Here is a 21,987-nt window from a genome sequence, read left to right as displayed (position 1 = left end):
CAGGGTTCTCGGCAATTCAGCCAGCCTGTTGGAAGGATTGCGGCAGATGGGGCAAGCGTGACCTATTACCATCCTTGTCCATGACGGAACCCTCCGGCGGCCACGACGGGCCCAGACGGCCGGTAGTGGTGCCCGCGCTGGCCCTCGTGGCCGTCACGATCATCGGGGTCACCGCGCTGCTGGGCGGTCTCGAAGAGGCCTCCGAAGCCCCGCCCCAGCTCACCTCGGGCGCGGTGCTCGACCAGGGGCTCTACTCGACCCGTTTCGTCGAGTCGCGGGTGAGGGTGCAGCCGGCCGAGTCGACGTTCGCGGAGGAGAAGAGGTTTCTGGAGCTGGTCTTCGACGTCACCAACCTCGGCGACGAGACGACCCCGATCGGCCTGCCGCCCAGCGAACCGAAGCTGGCCGCGACGAGCTCGTTCTTCGCCGGCTCGCTCGTCAAGATCGCTCCCACCTTCCCCGAGGACGCCGGACCGTTCGTGTTCGCCCTGAACAAGGACGACGAGACCCGCCAGCTGCACCCCGGGGTCACCACCAAGGTCATCGTCCGCTACGAGCTCAAGGACACCGAGCAACCGCCCGAGAAGGTGACCCTCGACGTGGCGGCGTTCGAGTACGAGGCGGGCTTCCAGGATCCCACCGAGAGGTGGTCGATGATCTCCGAGGAGGTCGGCGGCGAACTCGTCCCCGAGATCAAGGCCCGGGTGACCCTGCCCGTCCGGGATGGGACGCGAGCATGACCGCCACCGAGGAGCGGCCCCCCGCGGTGCCCGCCCGGCGCGGCCGGCGGACGGGTCGCGGGAGCGGCGGGTCGCGGCTGCTCAACGGCGCGATCGGCCTGTTACTCGTGGGAGGCGCGATCGGCCTGCAGACGCTGTACCTGTCGGAGAACGACTACACGGCCCCGCTGACGTACGTCGGAGACAAGGGCGCGAACGTCGACGCCGGGCGTTTCACCGTCCGGCTCAACTCGTTCGCCGTGGCCAAGGCGATCCAGAGCAGTTCCAAGACCATGGCGACCGACAACCTGTTCCTCATCGTCAACGCCTCGGCGAAGTCCAGCCTCAAGCCCTACCACCTGGGCCAGCCCGTGCTGCTGACCGGCGACGACCGCAGGTTCGCCGCCACGGACCGGGTGGACTCCGGCTCGACGCTGGCCGCCGCCTGGGTGCAGCCGGACATCTGGGTCAGCGGGGCCTTCTTCTTCGAGGTGCCCGCCTCGGTGCTCCCTGGTGCCCGGGTCGTGTTCGGCCTGCCCCCGTCCGCGCTGGTCGAGCCGTACCGGCCCGAGGTCGAGATCGATCTCGGCCTGGACGAGGAGGGTGCGCGCAAGCTCGCCGCCCAGCCTCAGGACGTCTACTCGATCGTCAAGAAGTGAGCGGGACATGAGCGCGAACGAAGGCGACTGGTTCTCGCCCCGGAAAAATCGGCGGCGCGACGGCGGTTCCTGGCCCCCGCTCACCCCGCCCCCGTCCCGTTCCCACGCCCCCCGCCCCGACCAGCAGGTCTGGCCGCCCGTGACGCGGGAGGAGCCCGGCGGCTCCACCCAGCCGCTCCCGAAGGTGCGGGACACCGCACCTCCCCCGCCTGTGCCCGCAGAGCCGGCCGCGCCGCCGCGCCCCGCGCGCCGCCGGAGGCGGGCGCTCCTGGTCGCCGCGGGAGCCGTGGTGCTCGCCTGCGCGGCCATCGCCACCCGCACGTACGACGGCTACCTCTTCTACGAGAAGGTCGCCACCGACGAGACCCGGCTGATCTCCGTTGCCCCGGGGCAGTCCGGAAAGGCACACGGCGTCGAGTGGAAGGCGACGGTGGCGCCCACGAAGCCCCCGGCCGGCAACAAGCACGGCGCCGACGTCGCCTGGCTGAAGATCGACATCAGGGAGAAGGTCGTCGACCAGGGCTCCGCGACCATGATCGCGGAGCCCGGCGAGATCCAGCTCCAGGACCGCGCCGGCCGCACCTGGACCGTGGAGCTGCTGGACGCGGACCGGCCGACGGATCGGCTGGACGTGGGCAAGGAGTACGTGCTCGAAGGGGTGGCCATCGTGCCCGTGCGGGTCGCGGACGAGGTCGAGCTCTCCTTCAGGCCGAGCACCTACCGCTCGGACACGCCGACCGAAGATCTCTTCAAGCGCGACACCGTGGCCGCGCTGGAGCCGAACAGCGAGGTGCTGAGGTTCACCCGGTGAACGACTGGCCGCGCAGCCTGGCCCGGGTGGCCGCGAGGTCGAACGTGGCCGCGAGCAGGGCCATGGTGACCACGGTGACCAGCAGGTCGCGGACGAAGTCGACCGGCGGGCCGAGATGGAACCAGGCCCAGTCGACCTGCGAGCCGATGAGCGTCCGGATCGCCCGGTCGGCGTACCGCGCGCCCACCTCGATGGCCACGTAACACAGGCACATCATGCCGAACAGGGGCGCGCCGCCTCTGACGACCAGCCGGAAGGCGTTGGCCAGCGGCACCCAGCGCTCCTGGAAGCCGCCGGTCACCCGGTTGACCGACCTCTGGGTCAGGTCGTGGCTCCCTTCCAGGCGATCCACCCCGCGCTCGAACCGGGTGCCCTTGACCAGGGTGCGGGCGTCGTCGGCGAAGGCGCCGAAGACCAGCAGCGCCACGGTGAGCCAGGCCAGCGGGATCACGACGGCGTCGACGAACAGCGGCCAGATCTCGCCCACGACGCCGCCGACGCCCTCCCAGCCGGGGACGGTCTCCTTGGCCAGCGCCAAAGCCTCTTCCGTGCCGGCCACGACGGCGCGGCTGCCCATCCACTCCGAGCGGGCGTCGGCGAGGGCGACCGTGGCGTTCAGGCCGTAGAAGACGAAGGCGAACTCGGAGAAGGCCGCCGCGAAGCCGTAGAACCCGCTTCTCCCCTTCTCCAGCAGCTTCGCGAAGAGCGTCTTCAGCCCCAGCGCGACGGCCATGGTGCCCAGGGACACCCGCCAGTCGAGATCGATCAAACTGCTGCCGACCTGCGTCTCCTCACCGAACCAGGCGGCGTCGGTCAGGTCGTGGAAGTGGTGGAGAAGGTCCATCTGCTGAAAGTCGCGAGCGTCCTCCACATGGAAGCCCCAGGCCAGGTAGAGCGCGGCGAAGGTGGGGGCGACCCGGTCCAGGGCCTGGAAGAAGCGCTCGTCCTGCCCGCCGTCGGCGGCACGGGCGCGTATCTCCCACAGCGCGCCGCGCAGGCTGTGCAGCATGCCGGTGACGACCGTCATCGCCGCCAGGACGACGAGCGTGAGAAGCGTCATCGTGAGCACGAGACGGACCTGCCGGAAGTCTCCGTACGCGACCTCCGTCGCGCCGTACAGCAGCACGAAGCGGACCACTTGGCCGGCGGAGAACCACAGGATCAGCGGTGACGCGCATTTCCCCAGCAGGCGCAGGGTGTGCGCGGGCAGCGAGAACGGCGACGGCATCCTCTGGGCCGGGGAAGGCGCCGGTCGGGGCGGCGCAGCCACTCCTGACGAACCTGACATTTGCCGAATCGTAGCGTTCTGCCTCTTCTGTCGCAGCCCGGACCGGCAACACGGAACGACAACGACCGACGGTCACAGACGCGGACCCCGGCGTGGGTCAGGAATTCCTGACCGTCACATCTCCGGGACCTCCGGCCCATCAACCCGAACCTGCGGGACCATGGCGGCATGGAACCTCTGTCCGCGCTCGACCCCGACCCTCGCGTCGTCGGGGAGCGGCTGCGGCGGCTGCGCCACGCGCGCGGGGTGTCGCTGTCGGAGCTCGCCAGGCGGGCGGGCATCGGCGAGGCGATGCTGTCCGGCGTCGAGACCGGCACCCGCGACATCACGCTGGAGGCGCTCTGGGCGATCACCGCCCAGCTCGGTGTGCCCATCGGCGCGATCCTGGACACGCCGCCCGAGCCGCGGCCGGTGCGCGGCACGGTGATCGAGGCGGCGCTGCTGGAGGTGTTCGAGGAGGAGCGGGTGACCTTCGAGCTCTACCGGCTCCGGGTGCCGCCCGGCACCACCCAGACGTCGCGGGCGCACCGTGAGGGGGTGAGCGAGCACCTCACGGTCTTCAGCGGCACGCTGATCGCCGGGCCACTGGACGCGCCGCTCACGGCCGGGCCCGGGCACCACATCGCATGGCGATCGGACGTGCCCCACGGCTATCGGGCGGTCGGGCTCGAAGAGGTGCGCGCCACGTTGCTGATGCGCCGGCCGACGAGCACGTGGGTGCGGCAGAGCACGTAGAGAGCACGAAAAGGCCCGCGCCGTGACCGGCGCGGGCCCCTCGGACGAGCAGTGGTCAGACCGCCACCGCCAGCTGGGACACCTCGCCCAGCTTGGCCTCGACGTGGACGTCCCTGGTGAACCCGCCGCCCGCGATGATGCGGACGGTCCAGTCACCGGGCGCGGCGAAGAAGCGGAAGACGCCCTCGTCGGACACCACGACCTCACCGGTGAACTCACCGGACCGGTCGAGCAGCCGCGCGTAGGCGGTGCCGGCGCCCGTCACCACTCCCTGGATCACGGCCTGGCCGGCCAGGTCGATGCCGGCCGGCAGCGCGACCGTCTGTTCGGGCGCTCCGCACCCTGGCGCAGTGGTCATCAGCGGGCCTCCCCCAACTCGACGGGCACGCCCACGAGCGAGCCGTATTCGGTCCACGAACCGTCATAGTTCTTCACGTTGGCCTGGCCGAGCAGCTCGTGCAGCACGAACCAGGTGTGCGCGGAACGCTCGCCGATGCGGCAGTAGGCGATGGTGTCCTTGCCGAAGTCGACACCTGCCTCGCCGTAGAGGGCGCTCAGGTCGTCGTCGCTCTTGAAGGTGCCGTCGTCGTTGGCCGCCTTGGACCACGGGATGTTGCGGGCCGTGGGCACGTGGCCACCACGCTGGGCCGCCTCCTGCGGCAGGTGGGCGGGGGCGAGCAGCTTGCCGGTGAACTCGTCGGGCGAGCGCACGTCGACCAGGTTGAGCTTGCCGATCGAGGCGAGCACGTCGTCGCGGAAGGCGCGGATGGAGGTGTCCTGGTCCTGGGCGGTGTATTGGGTCTTGGCTCGCTCGGGGACATCCTTGACCAGCTCGCGCGAGTCGAGCTCCCACTTCTTGCGCCCACCGTCGAGCAGCTTGACGTCGCCGTGGCCGTACAGCTTGAAGTACCAGTAGGCGTAGGCGGCGAACCAGTTGTTGTTGCCGCCGTAGAGCACCACGGTGTCGTCGTTGGAGATGCCGCGCTCGGAGAGCAGCGTCTCGAAACCGGTCTTGTCCACGAAGTCGCGGCGGACAGGATCCTGCAGGTCCTGCTTCCAGTCGATCTTCACGGCGCCACGGATGTGCCCCTTGTCGTAGGCACTGGTGTCCTCGTCGACCTCGACGAGAACGACGTTGGGCGTGTCGAGGTTTGCCTCGACCCAGTCGGCGTCCACCAGGGCGGCGGAACGGCTCATTTCGAAACCTCCATTTTGGCGGCGGGCAGTAGACGGCGAACAAGCAGATACATCTCGCAGCCAAGGCAGAATCCGAAGGCTGCGTTGAGGAAGGCGGCGAGGAGAGCCGCTGCCGTCGCCACGAGGGCGAGCGGTGTGATCTCGGCGATGAATCCGACCAGGCCCACGACCGCGAAGACGAGCCCGACGGCCTGCGCGAAACGCGGCGGGCGGGAGTCCTCGGTCTCCTCCGGGGCGCTCTTGACCAGCGCCTTGAAGAGCATCCCGTACGGCTGACGCCCGAGCGCGCCGCACGCGAACACCACTGCCTGGGCGGCCAGCAGCCAGGCGCTCCCCGTCACCAGGACGAGGGCGAGGACCAGGGCGGTGATGGTCGCGCCGAAGCGCAACGCTCTAGGATCGGCACGCATCGTGGGATGCTCCTGAAGGGTCGGATGTGGGGCGGATCGAAAATCCGCGCGAGACCGTCCTCAGGCAGCACGACAGAGCGCAGTGGCCACGCGGCAGAAATCAACCGCGCGCCGCTTCGTCAGCAGCTCTGTCGATGGGTTCATGGGCCCGACACTACTAGGCGTCTCGACATCTGTCACTTCTCGTCCGATTCGTGAGACGGCGAAGGGGAAGGCGGATCAGGCATCGCTCCGGCGAGCGCGGCGAGGACCTCCTGCTTGCGCGGCTGTCCCGACGCCCTCTTCACGATGTTTCCGGCCCCGTCCAGGACGAGGACCGTGGGCGTGCGCATGATGTCAAGCTCGCGGACGAGATCCAGCCGCGACTCCGCGTCGATCTCGACGTGCGTGACCCCGGGCACCACGGCGCTGACGTCGGCCAGGATCCGCCGCGTCGCCCGGCACGGCTGGCAGAACGCCGTGGAGAACTGGAGCAGCGTCGCCCGCTCCCCCAGCGGCGCCCCGAGGGACGCCTCGGTCAGCCGGCCACCGGCCCGGTCGCGCACGCGTCCGTCACGGAGCACCTTCACCACCCCGATCGCCAGGCCGAGCGCCAGCGTCGCCAGGACCACCCACACACCTGTCATCGGATGGTCCAACCACGGGCGGCCCGAATTACTTCCGCGCGGGCACCTTGATCCGCACCAGCAGCTTGTCCGACGGGTCGAGCAGGTCGAACCTCGCGATGTCGGTCATCGGAATGCGGGTGTGGCGCGGGAAGACGGCCTTGTTCTGGTAGGTGTCACGGCTGACCGTCCAGGCGTCGGTGTAGTCGCGCTCGCCGTTCCTGCCGATGACGACCAGCCGGCACGTCGTGCCCTCGGGCACCCCGGTGACCCGCACCGCGAGCTGGGTGCCGCCCTCGCCGGGGAACGCGGTCACCTGGGCGAAGTAGCCCCTGGCCTCGTTCTCGCCGGGGAACTCGCGACCGCCGGCCTCCTCGGGCGGGGCCGACTTGAGCAGGGCGCTGGGGCTCGGCTTGACGAGGATCTTGGTCTCGGCCTGCTCTGCCTGGTCGGCCTGGGCGGCCGTGTCGGTGGGCGTCTCGGAGACGGTCAGCTGGGGCGCGGCGGCGCTGGTTTCCCTCTGGGAGGGCAGCGCGGAGACCGTCCAGACGGTGCCGCCGACGGCCAGCACCGCCACCGAGGCGGCGACGGCCAGCAGCACGCGCCCTCTGCGATAGCGCTTGGCCCGCGCGTTCAGCAGCCGGTCGAGCACCTGGCGAGGGGGGCTGGACACCAGCTCGACGTCACGCTCGGAGACCTTGCCGAGGAACGCCGAGATCCCTTCGAGGTCGAGCAGCTCCGCGCCGCACTCCTCGCAGGTCGCCAGGTGCAGGTCGATATGCAGCGCCTCGTCCTGGTCGAGCGCGCCCAGGGCGTGGGCGCCGAGCGAGAGTCGCACCTCCTCGCACGTCACGGCGCCAGCCCCCGTTCCTCCAGGGCGAGCTTGAGCGCCCGCAAGGCGTAGTAGGTGCGTGACTTGACCGTGCCCGGCGGGATGCCCAGCGTCGCCGACGCCTCCTTCACCGATCTCCCCCGGTAGTAGACCTCCAGCAGCACGTCGCGGTGCTCGGCCCGCAGCGCGGCCAGCGCCTCGGCGACGGCCCACGACTCGACCGCCCGCTCCAGCTCGTCGTCGGCGGGCACGACCGCCAGCGCCTCGTCTCCCGTCTCCTGGGGCCGCGACTTGCGGGCGCGGTGCTGGTCGACGACGAGGTTGCGGGCGACGGTGAACAGCCAGGCGCGGATCGGCCGCCCGGTGAGCGCGTCGGGATGCCGCCACGCCCGCAGCAGCGTCTCCTGCACCACATCCTCCGCACGTCCGGAATCACCGGTCAGTCGCAGTACGTACCCGTATAGCGGCCCGGCGTGATCGTCGAAAAGGGTCCGCACGAGCTCCTCGTCGGCGGTGCCAGCTGGACTCACGCCCTCTTCACGTACGGCGGGGCCGACCGGTTCAGTCTCATCCACGAAGCGGCACGTCTGACGCTTCGGCCGAGAACTCCAATCCACCGGCCACGCTCTTCACCCCGGTCACCTTGACGTCGAAGGGCAGCTTGCCCTGGAAGGGAATCGTGTAGCTGACGAACTTGGCCAGCGCGTCGGGCACGCCCTCGATCTTCTCCGCCTGCAGCCGGATGCCGCCGTCGGCCACGTCGACCCGCATCTCCGCGTCGAACTTCACCTGGTTCACCCCAACCTTCACCTCGCCGGACGCGACGAGCCGCTGGCCGTTCCCCGAGATCTTGACGCCGCGCGGCGCGTACTTGTCGATCGTCTCCCTGGTCAGCGTGCCGGTCACGGTCAGCCGCTCGGCCCTGATGTCGGCCTTGTTCTGGATGACATCGGCCAGGGGAGCGGTCACGTCGTAGGCGGCGCCTCGCAGGTTCTTCACCGGCACGCCTCCGTAGGTGAGGGTGCCGAGATCGAACCGTACCTCTGGATAGCGGCCGGAGAGGGCCTGTGTGAGGAATGGGATGCCCTCGATCGTCACCGTCGGAGTGCCGCTGAGGTCGGCGGCGGCGGCGATCCGGTTGGACAGGTCTCGCTCCACTCCGGCGACGGCGACCCGGTCGAGGACGACGAGGAGCAGGGCCAGCACGATCAGGAACATAGCCAGTTTGCGCATCGGGCTCCCTGTCTCAAGCGGGGGTCATGAGCTTATCGATGGCATGGCACCTGCCCCACCAGAGCGCTTGATCACCCTCCGGCGAAGGGCGGCAGTACCTCGACCGTCGCCCCGTCGTGGAGCCGCACCTCGTCGTGGGCGCGTCTGCCCACCGGGGAACCGTCGACCAGGAACGAGGATCGGCTCATGACACGGGCCAGATCATTGCGATCTTGTGTGATTTTCGTCATGAGTTCGCCCAGTGTCGCCGCCTCGAACGACTCCTCGGCCACACCCGCGGCCTCCTTCGCCGCGGCCCAATACCTAACTTTTCCCCTAGCCATGGGCACCTCACAATCGCATCCGCTTCATTGTGCGGCATCGTGAACATCAATGGTCCGGGAGAATCGCTGTTCACCAGGTGGACCCGTAATGGACGCATTCTTCCCGTGGGATATCCTCCCCTACGGGACCTGGGCGACGTAGCCCCCGGGTCCCGTCGTGTTTGAGGAGGCCGTAATGAGCAACCTGCTCCTGCTGACCAACGCCCTCGAGCCGTCCGCCGAGGTGTTGCCGGCGCTGGGGCTGCTGCTCCACTCGGTCCGCGTCGCGCCCGCGGAGGCCGCGGCGCTCATCGACGCGCCACCCGCCGACGCCGTGCTCGTCGACGCCCGCAAGGAGCTCATGCAGGCCAAGAGCCTGTGCCGGCTGATCCGCACGACCGGCATCGACTGCCCGCTGCTGGTGATCGTGACCGAGGGCGGCCTGGCCGCGATGACCGCCGAATGGGGCGCCGACGACGTGCTCCTCGAATCCGCGGGGCCGGCCGAAGTCGAGGCGCGCCTGCGCATGGCGACCGGCCGCATCTCGCAGGCCGGCGGCGAGGACATGCCCGACGAGATCCGCAGCGGCGACCTGTCGATCGACGAGGCCACCTACACGGCCCGGCTGCGCGGCCGGGTGCTCGACCTGACGTTCAAGGAGTTCGAGCTGCTGAAGTATCTCGCCCAGCACCCGGGGCGCGTGTTCACCCGTGCCCAGCTGCTGCAGGAGGTCTGGGGCTACGACTACTTCGGCGGCACCCGCACGGTCGACGTGCACGTGCGGCGGCTGCGCGCCAAGCTCGGCACTGAATACGAGTCGCTCATCGGCACCGTCCGCAACGTCGGCTACCGCTTCGTCCCCGACCGCGCCGACCCCGCTCACGTGTGATCATTACCATTCCGTTGACAGGGTGCCAAGTCCAGGGTGCACTGATGTGACGTGATCGGCGCTTCGCCGGCTCCTGCTGTCATGGTGTGGACACCGCTGTCCCTGGATTGGTGGTGCTTCCATGAGCTTGTTCAGGTCGCTGGTCGACGAGGCTGCCCGGCCCCGCGTGTATCGCCGTAATGACTGCATTTGTTCGCCATTACGGCCGGCCAACCGCGTTTACCTGATCGACCACGGATATGCCCGCGAATACACACCGCCGGGCGAGCGCGAGGCCATTCACGATTTGCGCGCGAGCGGCGATCTCGTGGGCGAGCCGGCCTTCTGGAGCGCGGGCGAGCGGGTGCGGGTCGACGCGCTGACCGAGGTGCGGGCGTGGCCGATCGACATACGGGCGCTGCGCGAGCACGCCTCGTCGAACCCCGCGGTGGCCACCGCCCTGGTGCAGGATCTGTTCGCTCGCAACCTGGCGGCCCGCCGGCACGAGGCGCTCGCACGGGCCCCCGTGGCGGCCCGGCTGGCCGTGTGGCTGCTGCACCTGGACGTACGCTACGGGCTGGCCTCCGACTCGGCGCCGCCGTTGTCCGTGGAGACCCTGGCCGACCTGGTCGGCAGCGCGCCCGACGTGGTGCAGCGGCAGGTCGCCCAGTGGGTGCGGCGAGGCTGGCTGGAGCGCCCCGGCTACCGGCGGGTGCGGATCGCGGACGCCGCCGCCCTGCGCACCGTCGCGGGCGGCTGGGAGCACCTCTCCGCCCCCTGGGAGGGCCGGGTCACGCCGTTCCTGACCCGGCCGGGCGCGCAGGCCGAGCCGCTGCCCGTGGGCGAGGTGCCGAGGCCCGCCCAGTTGCCCGCCGCCGTGCCCGACTTCACCGGGCGCCAGCTCAGCCTCGACCTGCTCACCTCCTGGCTGGAGCGGCCCAACCGGACCAACACGATGGTCGTCCAGGGGCTGCCGGGAGTGGGCAAGACCACGCTGGTGACGTACTGGGGACATCTGCACGAGGAGCGGTTCCCCGACGGGCAGATCGTGATCGACCTGCGCGGCCAGTCGCCCAGCCAGCCGCCGATGACCCCGGCCGAGGCGCTCGGGCAGATCCTCCGCTCGCTCGGCCTCGGGGAGCACATGCCGGCCTCCGACGAGGCCGAGCTGATGCTGCTCTACCGCAGCAGGCTGGCCGGGCGCCGGCTGCTGCTCATCCTGGACAACGCCGCCGATCCGGCGCAGGTGCGGGCGCTGCTGCCGGGCAGCAAGGACTGCGTGGTCCTGGTGACGAGCCGGACCAGGATGGCGCCCCTGCGGGCCACCGGGCACGCCGACCTGATGGACCTGCAGGTGCTGGACCCGGGCAACGCCGTCGCGCTGCTGGTGGCCGTGCTCGGCGCGGACTCGCCCCGGGCCGCCGATCGCGACGCGCTGGCCGAGCTGGCCCGGGTCTGCTCCTACCACCCGTTCGCGTTGCGGATCTCGGCCGCCAAGCTGAGCGAGAACCCCGAGCTCAGCGTCGCCTCCCGGGCGCGGGAGCTGCGCCGCCCCGACCGGCGGCCGCCGTTCTCCGGCGATCCCGAGGAGGCCTTCCGGTCCGCCCTCGACCTGGCCTACGAGTCGCTCAGCCCGCCGCAGCGGCGGGCCTTCCGGCATGTCGGCCTGCTGCCCGGCCGGGACTTCACGCCCGAGGTGCTGGCCGCCGCGCTCGGCTCCTCGGTGAGCGAGGCCGTGATCGCCGTGGAGGGGTTGCACCGGGCGTACCTGGTCGAGCCGATGCCCGGGCCGCGCTACCGCGTACACGACCTGGTGAAGGGGCTGGCCAGGGAGCTGGGCCGGCACGCCGAGGCCGGTGTGCGGGAGGCCAGGGTGCGGCTGCTCGACCACTACCTGGCGGTGGCGACGGACCCGGCCACGCCGCGCGAGTGGTTCGAGGCCGAGCGCCGCTCGCTGGTCTCGGCGGTCCGGCTGGCGGAGGAGACCGACGCGCACGGCATCGCCTGGCAGCTCGCGGCGGCCGTGTTCGAGCCGTTCAAACGGCTGCGCTACTACGAGAACAACCTGGAGATCCAGCAGGCCGGCCTGACCTCGGCCGCGCGGATCGGCAACCGCCGGGCGATCGCCAGGATGCGCAGCCATCTCGGCTCCATCCACCACGACATCGGCCCGTCCACACAGGCCGCCCGCTACATCGGCGAGGCGCTGGCCGACTTCACCGAGCTGGACGACCGCGAGGGCCGGGCCCGCGCGCTCAACGAGCTGGCCGAGGTGCACGGCATCGCGGGCCACAACGACGACGCGCTGAAGTGCGCGAGCGAGGCGCTGGAGCTGCATCGCGAGATCGGCGACCTGGCCGGGGTCGCCGACTGCCTGCACACGCTCTCGCGCCTGCACCTGTCGCAGGAACGCCACGAGCTCGCCCTGCACCAAGCCGGTCAGGCCCTGGACGTACGCGAGCAGCTGAGCGACCGCAGAGGCACCGCGCAGAGCCTGATCATCCTGGCCAGGGTGCGCCACCACCTCGGCGCCCCGAACGCCGCCCTGTCGGAGGGCCTGGAGGCGCTGTCGATCTGCCACGAGCTCGGCGACGAGCACGCCGAGGCCGAGACCCTCCTGTGCCTGGCCGAGATCTACGACACGCTCCGGCTGCCGCACGACGCGCAGCGCGACGCCGAACGAGCCCTCGCCGGCTACACGGCGACCGGTGACCAGCACGGATGCGGCCGGGCCCTGTGCACGCTGGGCCGGATCGCGCGCAACGGCTCCCGCTACGACGAGGCGCTCGACCACTACGAGCAGGCGCTGGACGTGCAGCGGGAGCTCCATCACGAGCAGGGCAAGGCCGAGACGCTCGGCGACATCGGGCTGGTGCACTGGCGGCTGGCCGACTACCTGCGCGCCGACGACTACCTGAACCAGGCGCTGGCCATCAGCCGGGTGATCCAGGATCCGCCCGTCGAGGCGCGGATGCTCAACCGGCTGGCGCGCGTCCGGCGCCGCCAGGGCGACCCGCAGGTGGCGTTCGTGTACGCGCTGGAGGCACTGGACATCGTGCAGGGCATGGGCAACCGCCGGGCCGAGGCGGACGTACAGGAGACGCTGGCCTACACGTACCTGTCGCTCGACCGGCACGACCGGCACAAGGACGCGCTGCGCGCGGCCAGGGCGTCGCTCGCGATCAGGAAGGAGATGCGCGACAACGAGGCCAGCGCGCTGCTCTCGATCGCGCAGGCCCTGCACATCGCGGGCCGGTCGGAGGAGGCGCTGGAGTACGCCAGGGAGACGGCCGGGCTGCAGCACACGTCGGGCACTCGTGACCGCTGGGCCGCCGCCCTCACCACGCTGGCCATGATCCTGCTCGACCTGCGACGGCCGGAGGAGGCGCTGACCCACGCCACCCAGGCCAGGGACGTGCACCTGGCCTGCGGCACGCGGCGTGACCTGGGCTGCGCCCTGCGCGCCCTGGGCCTGATCGCCCGCCGCCTCGGCGACTTCGCACAGGCCAGGCAGCACCTGACCGAGGCCGTGCGGATCCTGGAGGAGGTGGGCGACCTCGCCGAGCTGAAGCGGGCGACCACCGAACTCCGCGAAATGTCGTAAATTTCGCGACCCGAGGTCGCAGATTCTCTCCCGGCTCCTCCCGTTAGCTGGTGTCCCAGCTACTCCGTCGGAGGTGATCCGGATGCTCACCAAGAACCAACTGCGCCGAGACCTGCGCTGGCTGAAGCGCCAGGCCCGTAAGGACAGGCGGATCACGCTCTCCGTGCTCGCCGGACTGCTTGCCCTGTGGGTCCGGCAGCTCTCCCCCGCCGACGCCCTGCCCTCCTCGCCGCCGCTGCTGGCCCTCTCGCTCGGGCTGGCGATCGCCTCGGTCGTCGCCTGGCTGATGTCGGCGTACTTCCTGGCCAGGACAGTCCGGCCGCGGCGGGAGCCGGTGGAGGCGCTCCGCTGGGTGTCCCGCGTCTCACGGGCCAAGGAATGGGCGTTCTGCTCGCTGTGCGCGTTCGTGGCGTGGCACCTGCTGCAGTTCGTCACCGCCTTGCTCCTGGGGTGACGAGGGGACCGCGCGTCCTCCGGCCGTCGAGGGGCCGGCCGGGGGACGCCGCGTACCGGAAGGACGCCGCGTACCGGAAGGCCCGGTCCCCACGGGGAGCCGGGCCTTGCGAGCGGGTCAGTCCACCACGGTGATGCGGTTCGTGGCGGGCGGGGCGATGGGGTTGTTCCTGGCGAGGTGCTCGACGAAGGCGTCGATGTCGAGCGGGCCGCTCCACACGTCCGTGCCCTCGGTGAAGGCGAGGAACGCGTCTCCGCCGCCCACCAGGAAGTTGTTGGCCGCGACGCGGATCGACTGGGTGTCGGTCACCGGCGTGCCGTCGATCCTGATGTCGGACACCTTGGCGCCCCAGGCGGCGGACCGGCTGTAGGTGTAGGTCAGGTTCGCCGAGGGCTGCAGGATCTTGGTGAACGCCTGGTTGTTGGGGCCGCCGGTGAACTGCTGCTCCAGCACCGTCTTCAGCTGGGCTCCGGTCAGGGTGACCACCTGCATGAGGTTGTTGAAGGGCTGAACGGCGAACGCCTCGCCGTAGGTGACGACGCCGTCGCCCTCTCCGGCCGGGGAGCCCGCGTAGTTCAGGGAGTTGCGGATGCCGCCCGGGTTCATCAGGGCGATCTGGGCGTTGCCGCCGGTGGTGGTCGCGGCGAGCTGGCCGTCGGCGATGAGGTTGCCGAGAGGCGACTCACCGCTCGGGGTGGCGGTGTTGGTGAGGTCCGCGGAGATCGTGCCGACGGGCTTGTTGGCCACCGGCGCGACGCGGTCCTTCCACGTCTGCACGAACGCCGAAATTTCGGGATCCGGGGTGACCGTGCGGGTCACGACGTGGTTGTCCGCCACGACCGACGAGCGGTCGACGTCCCGCGTCTTGACGTTCACCTGGAGGTCGACCTGCGTGATGACGCGGCCGAACGAGCCGCCCTGCGAGTAGAGGCGGTTCTGCCCGGCGGGGTCCTTGACGGTGCACAGGTACGCCTGGTGCGAGTGGCCGCTGAGCACCACGTCGATCTCGGAGTCGACCTGCGTGGCGATGCGGTTGCCCGCACCCGGGACGGCGCTGCACGCGTCGGGCGACTGGCCGGCCGTCACCTGGTCGCCCTCGTGCACGAGGACGACCTGGGCCTTCACGCCGAGCAGCTTGAGCAACTTGGACGCCACGTTCGCGGCCTTGACCTCGTCCGCGAACTTGAGGTTCTTGATGCCTTCCGCAGTGACGATGTTCGGCGTGGTCCGCGTGACGAGGCCGATGAAGCCGATCGGCACGCCGTTCATCCACTTGACGCTCACCGGCGGCAGCGCGGGCACGCCCCAGTCGGCCAGCAGCTTCTTGACCTGGCCGGACGTGCCGAGCGCCGCGAGCGCGTCGGTCTTCTCGTTCGGGTTCTTGAACAGGACGTTCGCGCCCACGTAGTCGAACGCCGCGCCCTTCCACTTCCCGGCCGGGGAGCAGCCGTCGACCGGATGGCAGCCACCCTTCATGATCCGGCGCAGCTCCGTGTAGCCCTCGTCGAACTCGTGGTTGCCGACCGCGGCCACCTTCAGCCCGATCTTGCCCATGAACTCGACCGACGGCTCGTCGTGGTAGGCGGCGGAGACCAGGGGGGTCGCGCCGATGAGGTCGCCCTGGGCGACGGCGATGGTGTTCTTGTCGGCGTGGGCCTTCATGTGGGTGGCGACGAAGGCGGCACCGCCCGCGTCGACCGTGGCACCGCTCTCGTCGACCATCCGGCCGGAGGAGCCACCTGGCGGCTCCAGGTTGCCGTGGAAGTCGTTGAGGGCGAGCAGGCGGACGGGGACCGTCTTGGGAGCCTTACCCGCGTCCGCCGGCACTGCGGCGAGCAGGACCGAGCCTGTGGCGACGGCTCCGGCCAGCGCGAGCCGGAGGAGGGAACGAGACGTCATGGCCTAAGACGTTACGGCGACAAGCTGGGCAGCCAATGTCGCAAAGGTAACGATTCGTGGGACCCCCACATGGCGTTATTTGCCAGTTGTACGCCTAGAGTGCGATCTGTGAAAGCGCACGTGGAGATCAGAGAACGGCTCGATGACCAGGAAATCACCGAGGTTCAGCACCTCGTTGACGCGGCGACGGAGGCGGACGGCGTACGGCCGCTGAACGAGCACGTGATGCTCCACATGCGTTATGGCGGCGACCCGCTCGCCCGCTCGCTCCTGCTGTACGACGGCCCCGCCCTGGCGGGCTACGCGCACGTCGACCCCACCGACGAGGTCGAGGGCCCGAGCGGCGAACTGGTCATCCACCCGGCCTTCCGGCGCATGGGACACGGCAGGCGGCTACTGGGGGCCGTACTCGAAGTGACCGGCGGCAGGCTGCGGCTGTGGGCGCACGGCGACCACGCCGGAGCCGGCGCGCTGGCCGCGTCGATGGGGTTCGAGCGGATGCGCTCGCTGTGGCAGATGCGCCGCTCGCTGTTCGCACCGCTGCCGCCCTACACCGTGCCCGACGGGGTACGGCTGCGCGCGTTCGTGCCCGGACAGGACGAGGAGGAGTGGCTCAAGGTCAACGCCGCGGCCTTCGCGCACCACCCCGAGCAGGGCTCGTGGACCAGGGACGACCTGCTCCGGCGCGAGGGCGAGCCGTGGTTCGACCCCGCCGGGTTCTTCCTGGCCTGCCGCGGCGACCGGCTCGTCGGATTCCACTGGACGAAGATCCACGGGTCCTCCGAGCACGGCCACGAGCCCCTCGGCGAGGTGTACGTCGTGGGCGTCGACCCCTCCCAGCAGGGCACCGGCCTCGGCAAGGCGCTCATCCTGGCCGGGCTTCACCACCTGCGCTCGCGCGGCCTCGCCCAGGCGATGCTCTACGTGGACGAGGCCAACACGGCGGCGATCAGGCTGTACGAGGGACTGGGGTTCAGCCGGTGGGACGTGGACGTGATGTACGCCGCTACATGATGTAACGCCGCTACTCCACCATCCAGTGCAGGGCGTAGTAGGACAGAGCAGCCACCAGAGCCGATGCCGGAATCGTGAGAATCCAGGCGGTCACGATGTTGCCCGCCACGCCCCACCTCACGGCCGACAGCCGCTTGGTCGAGCCGACGCCCATGATCGCGCTGGTGATGGTGTGGGTGGTCGAGATGGGCGCGCCGAACCCGATCGCCGCGCCGTACAGGACCGTGGCCGCCGCTGTTTCGGCCGCGAACCCCTGCGGCGGGTCCAGCGCGATGATGCGCCGGCCCAGGGTCCGCATGATCCGCCAGCCGCCGGCGTACGTGCCCAGTGAGATCGCCGTCGCGGCGGCGAGGATGACCCACTGCGGAATATCGTCCTGCGGAGCGGCGTAACCGCCGACCACGAGGGCGAGGAAGATCACACCCATGGTCTTCTGGGCGTCCTGCAGGCCGTGCCCGAGCGCCATGGCGGCGGCCGAGATGGTCTGCGCGTAACGGAAGCCGCGGTTGGTCTTACCGGGCTGCGCGTTGCGGAAGATCCAGTAGATTGCGATCATGATCGCTGCGGCGAGCGTGAAGCCCATCAGCGGTGACAGGATCATCGGGATGAGGACCTTGTCCACCACGCCATCCCAGTAGACGAGGCTGGCCGAGGCCAGCGCCGCTCCGACGAGACCGCCGATCAGCGCATGGCTGGAGGAGGAGGGCAGGCCGAAGCGCCAGGTGATGAGATTCCAGGTGATGGCGCCGATCAACCCTGACGCCACGATCACCAGCCCGTGCGAGCCCTGAGGAGCGTCGATGATCCCTTTGCCGACGGTCTGGGCGACCTGGGTGCCGAGGTGGGCGCCGATGAAGTTCATCGCCGCGGCCATGAACAACGCGGCCCGCGGGGTGAGCGCGCGTGTGGAGACCGAGGTGGCGATGGCGTTCGCCGCGTCGTGGAAGCCATTGGTGTAGTCGAAGATCAACGCGACGACGACCACACTGATGACAAGGGCGAGCGTAAGGTCCACTGAGGTTAGCTTTCCTTGACCGCGATCGACTCGACGGTGTTGGCCACATGCTCGAAGGCGTCGGCGGCCTCTTCGAGGGCGTCGATGACCTCCTTCATCTTCATGACCGTCAACGCGTCGTACTCGCCGCTGAAGAGTTTGGCCAGCAGCCGCCGGTAAACCTGGTCTCCCTGGTTCTCCAGCCGGTTGACCTCGATCCAGTATTCGTTGAGGTTCTTCATCGACCGCAGCCGGGGCATGGCCTCGGCCGTCAGCTCGGCGGCCCTCTCCAGCACCTCGACCTGCCGTACGACATCTTTGGGCAGGTGGTCGATCTGGTAGAGGACGATGAGATCGGAGGCCGCTTCCATGGCGTCCATCACATCGTCGAGGTTCGAGGCGAGACGGTAGATGTCCTCGCGATCGAACGGAGTGATGAAGCTCTCATTGAGCCGGTTCATGATCGCATGGGTGCGTTCATCACCGGTGTGCTCGCAAACGCGCATCTTGTCGGCCAGGGCTTCCCTGTCCGATCCGTCGCTGATGATCTCCACCAGCAGGCGTGATGCCGTGACCAGGTTGTTCGCCGAGTCGGCGAACAGGTCGTAGTAGCTGTCCTCACGTGGCGTGAGACGCAGGCGCACGTCGATCTCCAGATGTGCGGGGATGGTCCGTGGAAGAGAGTACGGGTAACCAGGCAAAATGCGAACTTCATGTCCCCTTCTCCTAGTCGCTACCCTCCGTATGTTGCGCGACACCGTGCCCTTTGATGCCTATCGGCTTACCTTCCCCGCCTTCCTCAGATCACCGTCCGGTGAAAACCGTGGAAGGACCGTGAAGGAGTGGGCCCCCTCTGCCCCTGGTATCGCGAGCCGTACTTCGCCGAACCGTACGGATGCTCGGCAGGAGAACTCAGCCGGAACACGCACAGTTGGCCGATCTTCATTCCGGGCCACAACTTGATCGGCAACGTCGCGACATTGGACAACTCCAGCGTGACGTGCCCGCTGAACCCCGGATCGATGAAACCCGCCGTGGAATGGGTCAGCAGACCCAGCCGGCCCAGCGAGCTCTTGCCCTCCAACCGCGACGCCAGATCACTCGGCAGCGTGACCACCTCGTACGTCGACGCCAGCACGAACTCGCCCGGATGCAGGATGAACGGCTCGTCGCCGTCGGGCTCCACCAGCCGGGTGAGATCCGGCTGCTCCACTGACGGATCGATGTGCGGGTACTTGTGGTTCTCGAACACCCGGAAGAACCGGTCGAGTCGTACGTCGATGCTGGAGGGCTGGATCATCTCCTGGTCGAAAGGATCGAGCGCGAGCCGCCCGGCGTCGATCTCGGCGAGGATGTCGCGGTCAGATAGCAGCACGTGGAGCAACCTACCGTGCCTGGGCTTGCTGAAGTGGGCTCGGTTTCCGCTACAGTGGTGGTCGCGGCTTCGGCCGATGCGGGTGTAGTTCAATGGCAGAACATCAGCTTCCCAAGCTGACAGCGCGGGTTCGATTCCCGTCACCCGCTCCACGCTCGAAGGCCCGGCTCAAGAATGTGATCTAGAGCTGGGCCCTTCCTCGTTCCCCTGGCGCTGACGACTCCCGAGCAAGCCTCTCACGGCTGAAGACCGCTACCGCGGAAGGACCAGCGGAAGCCTACGGTCTGAGCCTCGAAGTTGCCGCCTGCGACTTATGCGTTCGTGAGCTGTCGGTGATGCACCGTTAGGGGCTCGATTTCAGTGGTTTCATCGTCGACGACGAGCTCGACGCGGAACCGAACCCCCATTGCCGCACCGAGGCGCAGCAGTGTCGCTATATCCGGAATGCCACCACCGCCCTCGATGCGAGACAGGGCGGGCTGGGACATCCCAGAGCGCTCCGCTACGACCTTCTGAGACAAGCCTCGGCGCTTACGGATTTCACGCAACTGGTCTCCAAGCTCCAGGTCACGGCCCGCCTGCTCGTACTCGGAGTGGGGCTGCGCATCCGCCTCCATCTCGCGCAGACGCTTCGCCTTGTAGGTCTCCCAACGGCTGTGCCCCATCATGCGCTCCTCTCGAACACGTGCGTGGTGGTTAGGTCATGCTCTTCCTCGCACCGCTTCTTAGCAGCGATCGCTCGGTCGATGTCGGCGGCCTGCGTCCCATCCTGTGTCTTGCGGAAAACCGTCAGGATCACGATCACCTTGTTGGCTGGCTTCCAGAAGGTCAACCGCCAGGTCGTGCGGTCGAGAGCAACACGCAGCTCGTGCACCCCTTGGGCATCCTTCAGCTTCTTCACGTGATCCCCGTCAGGGATGCCGCCGGTGACAAGGTAATCGTCTACGTTCCGCATGACCCGCTGATAGAGCGGAAAGGAAAGTCCGTCCAGCCAAGACTCCACCTCCGGCTCCAGGTCGATCTCCACTGAGACATACCATCAATCGTATATGCACTCGATGGTAACCTGCGACGGAGATGAGCACCAGGCCTGACCTCGCGTCCACTCCTCGATCTTGGTTGCCATCCCAGATCAGCCGCTACGCCCTCAGCTGAGCCCTTGACCTAACTGAGGCGATGGTTGGCCCCGCCGACCGTCTGCTAGGCCTGTACGGGGTTGAGGTCAGGGGGATTCGCCTGCGTGGTGGTTCGCCGTCCTGGTAGGCCATCGCCATGGCACGTGGAGACTTCACCGATCACGCTGGCGCATGACCCCGTGCCCGTTGCGTGCCCGTCAGGAGGGGGATCAAGGGGGAAGCACGGGGAATCACGGTCACTCGACCCGCTCCCCCGCAAGTCAGCATCTTCCCAGCTCAGCGACCAGGTGCGTTAGAGACTTCCCAAGCTGACAGCGCGGGTTCGATTCCCGTCACCCGCTCCAAGAGCGAAGGCCCAGCTCAGGGATGGATTCCCGGTCTGGGCCCTGTTTTTTCAGGGTCGTTCGGCTCGGCTGCTCCCACTTCGGTGATCTGCGGCTCCGGAAATACCTCGGAAGATCAGCTCGCCTCACGCAGGGGTTGGAACTGAACGCTCAGCCGCATCTCCAGAGCCTCCGCGAGCCGCTCCAGCATCGGGATGGTCGGCATCGTCCCGCCTGCCGCAAACCGCGCCACCGCAGGCTGCTTCAACCCCGCGCGCTCGGCCAGCTCACTCTGGGGCAGGCCGAGTTGCTCACGGCGCAGCCGTACCGCCTCACCCAGCTCGAACCGGATCCTGGCGGCCTCGTACGCCGCTCCGGCCCCCGGACGGCTCATGATCTCAGCCCGCTTGGCACCCCAGCTCTTGCGCTCACTCATGCCGCTCACTCCTCATCTGCCGTGTGAGCCTCGGCGATACACCGCTGCATGGCCCGCCACGCCCGCTCGATCTCAGCGGACTCGCGCATCCGCTGTTCCACTTCGACGAGCTTCCCCGTACTGTTCGCGATCGCTCTGTCCCGCTCACTCCCGGCGTGCAGATAGATCAACGCTCGCCGTCCGGGCGTGCGGCGTGGGCGCCGGTCCCGAACGGCGGCGGGACTCCGGGCCGCCCGCCGCACGCAGCACCCGCCGTACTAACCTCGTCCGCCGATCTGGGACGCGCCGCCGGCGGCCCCTCAATGGATGCCGCCTTGTCGATGGGAGAGAAATCATGTTTCCGTATTGAGAGGTCCACCTTGTTTGCATGGTTGCCCGCGTCGACGAAGGCAGCCGAGCTGTCCCGCCTGCCCTCTCCCTGCCAGCCACACTCGCATATCGCCACATACGAATTCGGAGCAAGTTCCTCTACCCGACCACGGTGCCGTCGACCCCGTGTCTGCCCAAGCACAACATAGGCCCCCATGACCAGCACCGCCACAGCGCCCAAGACGACGGTCGCAGCCAACAAGCCCGCCAATTCGGCTTGTCCAGCGTTTCCCAGAGGGACGGGATCATGCCACCGCTCGAACCCGCCTATTCCAGCGGTAGCCCCTAGCGCGGCCGCGACCACTAGGGCTAGAACGCCGAACGCCGCTCGGCGTATCTTCCGGACCAAGGCCAACGCAGCGGGAATAGCAACCACGCTCATACCGATTACGGCGCCCACCATGACTCGTGGCCAAAGCCGTGGTTGATCAAACACCTGCTCCAACAGGATCAGAGGAGCAGCACCCATCATCAGGGCGGCTAACAGGAACGCAACCCATACGTGCCGATCGAAGAAGTCATATAAGCGATCTTCAACCTTCCCCATGCTGAGAGAACGGCCCGTGGCAAAAGCTGGTTCCTGTTGTCGCCATTCGATGCCCTGGTTGCTTCTCAGGCGCAGCCCACCAGTACTACATCGGTAGATCTTTAAGTCGTTCGCCAGCGTGACTGTGGGTGTATCGGCGATGGTCTGCGAGTGACCTTGTGCCTCACCTACGATCTG

General features: G+C 68.8%; 26 protein-coding genes and 1 tRNA gene. 9 read left to right on the top strand and 18 right to left on the bottom strand.

Annotated elements, in window-relative coordinates; translation table 11 throughout:
- The first annotated feature begins 80 nt into the window (after window positions 1-80).
- Genes AB0I38_RS37110 through AB0I38_RS37100 form a run of 3 tightly spaced genes read left to right on the top strand, consistent with a single transcriptional unit; the run spans window position 81 to window position 2,189 of the window.
- A complete protein-coding gene (locus AB0I38_RS37110; RefSeq protein ID WP_358493176.1) occupies window positions 81-740 on the top strand; it encodes a hypothetical protein in 660 nt (219 codons plus the stop codon).
- Window positions 737-1,378, top strand: coding sequence for a hypothetical protein (locus tag AB0I38_RS37105; RefSeq protein WP_358493171.1), 642 nt, complete (start codon window positions 737-739; stop codon window positions 1,376-1,378). The genes AB0I38_RS37110 and AB0I38_RS37105 overlap by 4 nt, the downstream gene beginning before the upstream one ends.
- A 7-nt stretch (window positions 1,379-1,385) precedes the next feature.
- The gene (locus AB0I38_RS37100) at window positions 1,386-2,189 is read left to right on the top strand and encodes a hypothetical protein (RefSeq protein ID WP_358493168.1); all 804 of its coding nucleotides are present in this window, start codon (window positions 1,386-1,388) and stop codon (window positions 2,187-2,189) included.
- Here AB0I38_RS37100 and AB0I38_RS37095 read toward each other — a convergent pair.
- Complete coding sequence (locus AB0I38_RS37095; RefSeq protein ID WP_358493165.1) at window positions 2,179-3,417, bottom strand: hypothetical protein; 1,239 nt, start codon at window positions 3,415-3,417, stop codon at window positions 2,179-2,181. The two genes, AB0I38_RS37100 and AB0I38_RS37095, sit on opposite strands and share 11 nt — an antisense overlap.
- A 228-nt stretch (window positions 3,418-3,645) precedes the next feature.
- On the opposite strand from AB0I38_RS37095, the gene AB0I38_RS37090 reads away from it, so the two are divergent.
- A complete protein-coding gene (locus AB0I38_RS37090; protein WP_358493161.1) occupies window positions 3,646-4,212 on the top strand; it encodes a helix-turn-helix domain-containing protein in 567 nt (188 codons plus the stop codon).
- Window positions 4,213-4,267: 55 nt separating this feature from the next.
- On the opposite strand, the gene AB0I38_RS37085 is transcribed toward AB0I38_RS37090, so the two are convergent.
- From AB0I38_RS37085 to AB0I38_RS37045, 9 genes are all read right to left on the bottom strand, one after another.
- The gene (locus AB0I38_RS37085; protein ID WP_358493156.1) at window positions 4,268-4,570 is read right to left on the bottom strand and encodes a DUF1416 domain-containing protein; all 303 of its coding nucleotides are present in this window, start codon (window positions 4,568-4,570) and stop codon (window positions 4,268-4,270) included.
- A complete protein-coding gene (locus tag AB0I38_RS37080) occupies window positions 4,570-5,409 on the bottom strand; it encodes a sulfurtransferase (protein ID WP_358493151.1) in 840 nt (279 codons plus the stop codon). Before AB0I38_RS37080 ends, AB0I38_RS37085 begins: the two co-directional genes overlap by 1 nt.
- The gene (locus AB0I38_RS37075) at window positions 5,406-5,798 is read right to left on the bottom strand and encodes a DUF4395 domain-containing protein (RefSeq protein WP_436838817.1); all 393 of its coding nucleotides are present in this window, start codon (window positions 5,796-5,798) and stop codon (window positions 5,406-5,408) included. Before AB0I38_RS37075 ends, AB0I38_RS37080 begins: the two co-directional genes overlap by 4 nt.
- A gap of 81 nt (window positions 5,799-5,879) precedes the next feature.
- Window positions 5,880-5,963 carry a putative leader peptide gene (locus tag AB0I38_RS37070; protein WP_350668905.1) on the bottom strand — a complete coding sequence of 28 codons (84 nt, stop codon included), beginning with the start codon at window positions 5,961-5,963 and terminating at the stop codon, window positions 5,880-5,882.
- A gap of 32 nt (window positions 5,964-5,995) precedes the next feature.
- Window positions 5,996-6,445 (bottom strand): thioredoxin family protein, encoded by a 450-nt coding sequence (locus AB0I38_RS37065; protein ID WP_358493144.1) that lies wholly within the window; start codon window positions 6,443-6,445, stop codon window positions 5,996-5,998.
- A 28-nt stretch (window positions 6,446-6,473) separates the two neighbouring features.
- Window positions 6,474-7,262: an anti-sigma factor family protein gene (locus AB0I38_RS37060; protein ID WP_358493138.1), complete on the bottom strand. Its 789-nt coding sequence runs from the start codon at window positions 7,260-7,262 to the stop codon at window positions 6,474-6,476.
- An 11-nt stretch (window positions 7,263-7,273) separates the two neighbouring features.
- Entirely contained in the window at window positions 7,274-7,786 is a 513-nt protein-coding gene (locus tag AB0I38_RS37055; protein WP_358493135.1) for a sigma-70 family RNA polymerase sigma factor, read from the bottom strand.
- A 37-nt stretch (window positions 7,787-7,823) separates the two neighbouring features.
- A complete protein-coding gene (locus AB0I38_RS37050; RefSeq protein WP_358493130.1) occupies window positions 7,824-8,489 on the bottom strand; it encodes an LmeA family phospholipid-binding protein in 666 nt (221 codons plus the stop codon).
- Between the two features lie 71 nt (window positions 8,490-8,560).
- Complete coding sequence (locus tag AB0I38_RS37045; RefSeq protein WP_358493127.1) at window positions 8,561-8,812, bottom strand: MoaD/ThiS family protein; 252 nt, start codon at window positions 8,810-8,812, stop codon at window positions 8,561-8,563.
- Between the two features lie 175 nt (window positions 8,813-8,987).
- Here AB0I38_RS37045 and AB0I38_RS37040 point away from each other — a divergent pair, with 175 nt between their 5' ends.
- The 3 genes from AB0I38_RS37040 to AB0I38_RS37030 all read left to right on the top strand — a co-directional run bounded on the left by AB0I38_RS37040 (window position 8,988) and on the right by AB0I38_RS37030 (window position 13,717).
- A complete protein-coding gene (locus tag AB0I38_RS37040; RefSeq protein WP_358493120.1) occupies window positions 8,988-9,680 on the top strand; it encodes a response regulator transcription factor in 693 nt (230 codons plus the stop codon).
- Window positions 9,681-9,801: 121 nt separating this feature from the next.
- Entirely contained in the window at window positions 9,802-13,263 is a 3,462-nt protein-coding gene (locus AB0I38_RS37035) for a tetratricopeptide repeat protein (RefSeq protein WP_358493117.1), read from the top strand.
- Window positions 13,264-13,345: 82 nt separating this feature from the next.
- Entirely contained in the window at window positions 13,346-13,717 is a 372-nt protein-coding gene (locus tag AB0I38_RS37030) for a hypothetical protein (RefSeq protein WP_358493113.1), read from the top strand.
- Window positions 13,718-13,834: 117 nt separating this feature from the next.
- On the opposite strand, the gene AB0I38_RS37025 is transcribed toward AB0I38_RS37030, so the two are convergent.
- The gene (locus AB0I38_RS37025) at window positions 13,835-15,616 is read right to left on the bottom strand and encodes a bifunctional metallophosphatase/5'-nucleotidase (RefSeq protein ID WP_358493109.1); all 1,782 of its coding nucleotides are present in this window, start codon (window positions 15,614-15,616) and stop codon (window positions 13,835-13,837) included.
- A 108-nt stretch (window positions 15,617-15,724) separates the two neighbouring features.
- On the opposite strand from AB0I38_RS37025, the gene mshD reads away from it, so the two are divergent.
- Window positions 15,725-16,630, top strand: coding sequence for a mycothiol synthase (mshD, locus tag AB0I38_RS37020; protein WP_358493105.1), 906 nt, complete (start codon window positions 15,725-15,727; stop codon window positions 16,628-16,630).
- A 10-nt stretch (window positions 16,631-16,640) separates the two neighbouring features.
- Here the strand turns inward: mshD and AB0I38_RS37015 are convergent, their stop codons facing one another.
- The 3 genes from AB0I38_RS37015 to dcd form a co-directional block, all read right to left on the bottom strand.
- Window positions 16,641-17,645, bottom strand: coding sequence for an inorganic phosphate transporter (locus AB0I38_RS37015; protein WP_358493100.1), 1,005 nt, complete (start codon window positions 17,643-17,645; stop codon window positions 16,641-16,643).
- A gap of 5 nt (window positions 17,646-17,650) precedes the next feature.
- Window positions 17,651-18,268: a DUF47 domain-containing protein gene (locus AB0I38_RS37010; protein WP_189124409.1), complete on the bottom strand. Its 618-nt coding sequence runs from the start codon at window positions 18,266-18,268 to the stop codon at window positions 17,651-17,653.
- A 155-nt stretch (window positions 18,269-18,423) separates the two neighbouring features.
- A complete protein-coding gene (gene dcd, locus AB0I38_RS37005; RefSeq protein WP_358493094.1) occupies window positions 18,424-18,999 on the bottom strand; it encodes a dCTP deaminase in 576 nt (191 codons plus the stop codon).
- Between the two features lie 78 nt (window positions 19,000-19,077).
- On the opposite strand from dcd, the gene AB0I38_RS37000 reads away from it, so the two are divergent.
- Window positions 19,078-19,151, top strand: a tRNA-Gly gene (locus AB0I38_RS37000).
- Window positions 19,152-19,310: 159 nt separating this feature from the next.
- On the opposite strand, the gene AB0I38_RS36995 is transcribed toward AB0I38_RS37000, so the two are convergent.
- From AB0I38_RS36995 to AB0I38_RS36980, 4 genes are all read right to left on the bottom strand, one after another.
- Complete coding sequence (locus AB0I38_RS36995; protein WP_358493089.1) at window positions 19,311-19,667, bottom strand: helix-turn-helix domain-containing protein; 357 nt, start codon at window positions 19,665-19,667, stop codon at window positions 19,311-19,313.
- A complete protein-coding gene (locus AB0I38_RS36990; protein WP_358493085.1) occupies window positions 19,664-20,026 on the bottom strand; it encodes a type II toxin-antitoxin system RelE/ParE family toxin in 363 nt (120 codons plus the stop codon). Before AB0I38_RS36990 ends, AB0I38_RS36995 begins: the two co-directional genes overlap by 4 nt.
- 568 nt (window positions 20,027-20,594) lie before the next feature.
- A complete protein-coding gene (locus tag AB0I38_RS36985) occupies window positions 20,595-20,894 on the bottom strand; it encodes a helix-turn-helix domain-containing protein (protein ID WP_358493080.1) in 300 nt (99 codons plus the stop codon).
- Between the two features lie 166 nt (window positions 20,895-21,060).
- Window positions 21,061-21,987, bottom strand: a 927-nt coding sequence (locus tag AB0I38_RS36980; protein WP_358493076.1) for a hypothetical protein, incomplete at its 5' end; no start/stop codon positions are given.

It is taken from the genome of Nonomuraea cavernae (assembly GCF_040655715.1).
Lineage (GTDB): Bacteria > Actinomycetota > Actinomycetes > Streptosporangiales > Streptosporangiaceae > Nonomuraea > Nonomuraea cavernae_A.
Note: the sequence above shows the minus strand (reverse complement) of the source record. Positions and strands in the feature narration are given on the sequence as shown.